Consider the following 653-nt stretch of genomic DNA (forward strand, 5'->3'; position numbering starts at 1 on the left):
TACCGCTACCGCGCCATGCGGGCTCGTGGGGGGCCCCGGTGGCCCTGGGTCAACCTGGTGACCGTGCACTGGCTCCAGGCGACGATCCTGTGGTTCGTCTCCCTCCCGCTCCTGATCGGGCTTCGGTCGACTGGCCCCGTTTCCATGCCCCTGGTCTGGCTCGGCGTGGCGGTCTGGGCAGTCGGGTTCTACTTCGAAGCTCGGGGCGACTGGGACCTGGCCCGGTTCCGGGCCGACCCCGCCAACCGGGGCAAGGTCCTCGATACCGGCGTCTGGCGCTACACCCGCCACCCGAACTACTTCGGCGACGCGGCCGTCTGGTGGGGCCTCTACCTCGTGGCGACCGCCGCGGGGGCCGCCCTTACCCTGGCGAGCCCGGTGGTCATGACCCTGCTCCTGCTCAAGGTGTCGGGCGTGGCCTTGCTCGAGAAGAAGCTGGTCGACACCAAGCCGCAGTACCGGGAGTACGTCCGCCGGACCAGCGCCTTCCTCCCGCGCCCCCCGAAGCCATGATCGTCGACGATCGGGCTCGGAGTCTCCACGAGCTGTTGGACGGTTTCGAACGGGTCGCCGGAATGTTCCCGGACCCCGACGAGGCGGCCCATGCCGGCGCCATCCTCGAGTTGATCCGCACCACGCCCGCGCCGTGCTCG

1 protein-coding gene is annotated in these 653 nt (G+C 70.3%); it reads left to right on the forward strand.

All coding sequences use genetic code 11. The features are described from left to right. Positions 1-513, forward strand: a 513-nt coding sequence (locus JNK74_29160; GenBank protein MBL7650248.1) for a DUF1295 domain-containing protein, incomplete at its 5' end; no start/stop codon positions are given. Positions 514-653 lie beyond the last annotated feature (140 nt).

The sequence above is a fragment of the Candidatus Hydrogenedentota bacterium genome, from assembly GCA_016791475.1.
Classification (GTDB): Bacteria; Hydrogenedentota; Hydrogenedentia; order Hydrogenedentales; family JAEUWI01; genus JAEUWI01.